Source organism: Geobacillus sp. (genome assembly GCF_017515625.1).
Taxonomy (GTDB): Bacteria; Bacillota; Bacilli; order Bacillales; family Anoxybacillaceae; genus Geobacillus; species Geobacillus stearothermophilus.
The window spans coordinates 1-2,381 of sequence record NZ_JAFWFM010000136.1; the positions used below are offsets into that span (position 1 = coordinate 1).

General features: G+C 52.8%; 2 protein-coding genes and 1 pseudogene. 2 read left to right on the forward strand and 1 reads right to left on the reverse strand.

Features of this window, described 5'->3' with window-relative positions; all coding sequences use genetic code 11:
- Positions 1-301: pseudogene (locus IKE44_RS08415) on the forward strand (class I SAM-dependent methyltransferase); the annotation flags it as partial.
- Positions 302-499: 198 nt separating this feature from the next.
- Positions 500-1,690: an acetate kinase gene (locus IKE44_RS08420; protein WP_033014474.1), complete on the forward strand. Its 1,191-nt coding sequence runs from the start codon at positions 500-502 to the stop codon at positions 1,688-1,690.
- A 244-nt stretch (positions 1,691-1,934) separates the two neighbouring features.
- Here IKE44_RS08420 and IKE44_RS08425 read toward each other — a convergent pair whose 3' ends face one another.
- Entirely contained in the window at positions 1,935-2,294 is a 360-nt protein-coding gene (locus IKE44_RS08425; protein WP_033014473.1) for a hypothetical protein, read from the reverse strand.
- Positions 2,295-2,381: the final 87 nt, after the last annotated feature.

Below are 2,381 nucleotides of genomic sequence, written 5' to 3' on the forward strand. Positions count from 1 at the left end.
AGACGGCGGCTATTTGTTTTTCCTCATTCCGAACACGCTGTTTTCCAGCCCTCAGGCGGAACAGCTGAATGAATTTTTAAAAGAAACCGCCATCGTTCAAGGCTTGTTGCAGTTGCCGCTGTCCATGTTTAAACACGAGCAGGCGGCGAAAAGCATATTCATTTTGCAAAAGAAAGGCCCGATGGCGAAAGCGCCGAAACAAGTGCTGCTCGCCGAACTGCCGCGCTTTTCCAACAAGACGGCCATGCAGGCGATGATGGCGAAAATCGATGCCTGGATCGCCGGCGAAAAAGGGCGCTGACAGTCTCCAACCTGCTTGGAGGCTGTTTTTATTTTCACAACATAAAAACATTTCTTTGCAACCGATTACGAAAGAAAACGCCGCTTGAAAGGAAGAAAAGGGAGGCATACAATGAAAAAGGCATAGTGAAACAGCGCCCAATCGCGCACACTAACCGTAAGTGCGAACGGATTTTGGCAAAAAGGAGCTGTATGTTCGATGGCAAAAGTGTTAGCCGTTAATGCGGGAAGTTCTTCGTTGAAATTCCAATTGTTTGACATGCCGGCGGAAACGGTGTTAACGAAAGGAATCGTCGAGCGGATCGGCTTTGACGACGCGATTTTTACGATCGTCGTGAACGGGGAGAAACAGCGGGAAGTCACTTCCATCCCGAACCATGCCGTGGCGGTGAAACTGCTGCTTGACAAACTGATTCGCTATGGCATCATCCGGTCATTTGACGAAATTGACGGCATCGGCCATCGCGTCGTCCACGGCGGGGAGAAGTTCAGCGATTCGGTGTTGATCACCGATGAGGTGATAAAACAAATCGAAGAAGTGTCCGAGCTCGCTCCGCTTCATAACCCGGCCAACCTCGTCGGCATCCGCGCGTTTCAGGAAGTGCTGCCGAACGTGCCGGCCGTCGCCGTTTTTGATACGGCGTTTCACCAAACGATGCCGGAACAGTCGTTTTTGTACAGCTTGCCGTATGAGTATTACACGAAATTCGGCATTCGCAAGTACGGCTTCCATGGCACGTCGCACAAATACGTCACCCAGCGGGCGGCGGAGCTTCTCGGCCGGCCGATCGAGCAGCTGCGCCTCATCTCGTGCCATTTAGGCAACGGGGCGAGCATCGCGGCGGTCGAAGGCGGCAAATCGATCGACACGTCGATGGGCTTTACGCCATTAGCGGGCGTCGCGATGGGGACGCGCTCTGGCAACATCGACCCGGCGCTTATCCCATACATTATGGAAAAAACAGGAATGACCGTTAATGAAGTGATTGAAGTGTTGAATAAAAAGAGCGGCATGCTCGGCATCTCCGGCATCTCGAGCGACTTGCGCGACTTGGAAAAAGCGGCCGCCGAAGGAAATGAGCGCGCGGAACTTGCGTTGGAAGTGTTTGCGAACCGCATTCATAAATACATCGGCTCGTATGCGGCGCGCATGTGCGGCGTCGACGCCATCATTTTCACCGCCGGCATCGGCGAAAACAGCGAAGTCGTGCGGGCCAAAGTGCTGCGCGGCCTCGAGTTTATGGGAGTTTACTGGGATCCCATCCTAAACAAAGTGCGCGGCAAAGAAGCGTTCATCAGCTACCCGCACTCGCCGGTCAAAGTGCTCGTCATCCCGACGAACGAAGAGGTCATGATCGCCCGTGATGTCATGCGGCTGGCGAATTTGTAAGCGGATTGTAATAAAAAGAATCGTTGCAGCCATTTTGGCCAAAACAGCTGCCCCAAACAAACGGGGCAGCCATTTTTTTGTTTTGCCGCTTTGGTGCGCTTGATTCTTGTTTCAACAACTCCGGACGGAGATGAGAAGACGGATTTGGCATCGAAGCGGCGTTATTTGCGGCCACGTTTAAGACAGGAGAGCCGGCGATTGGGCTGGCGGCGTTTTTCCAAAAGAAACAACCGCAATTTTTACGTTAAACGGAGGGATCACCGATGTCGTCATGGGCGGAACTGCTGAAAGGAAAAGTGGCGGTCGTCACCGGCGCCTCACGCGGCCTCGGGCGCGCGGATGCCTTCCCAATCCAAAGCGTTGACCGGTTCTTGGCTTGGCCAAGGCAATCCGCCGATTGACTACCCGAAGCTGCTTGATTTGTACGCGGCGGGCAAGCTGATTCAATGGCCGCTTCAAGTGAATGGGCCGCGATATGCTGCTTTTTCTTCAGTTTGCCTAATTTTTCATTCCAGCGGGCTGCGATCGATTCGCGGTGCCGTCCGATGACCGCCATCCCATCTTGCAAAATGGCCTGTAGCTTTTCACTTAGCGTACGATGCACCGCTTTTCCCTCCTTTTGCCGACTTGTCCGTTATCCATGAGTGGACAATTGCATTTTTCTTTATGTTTTAATATTATAATAATTCTG

Excerpts from the sequence above, each read along its gene's own strand:
- IKE44_RS08420 (WP_033014474.1), top strand. The coding sequence starts at position 500 with ATGGCAAAAGTGTTAGCCGTTAATGCGGGAAGTTCTTCGTTGAAATTC.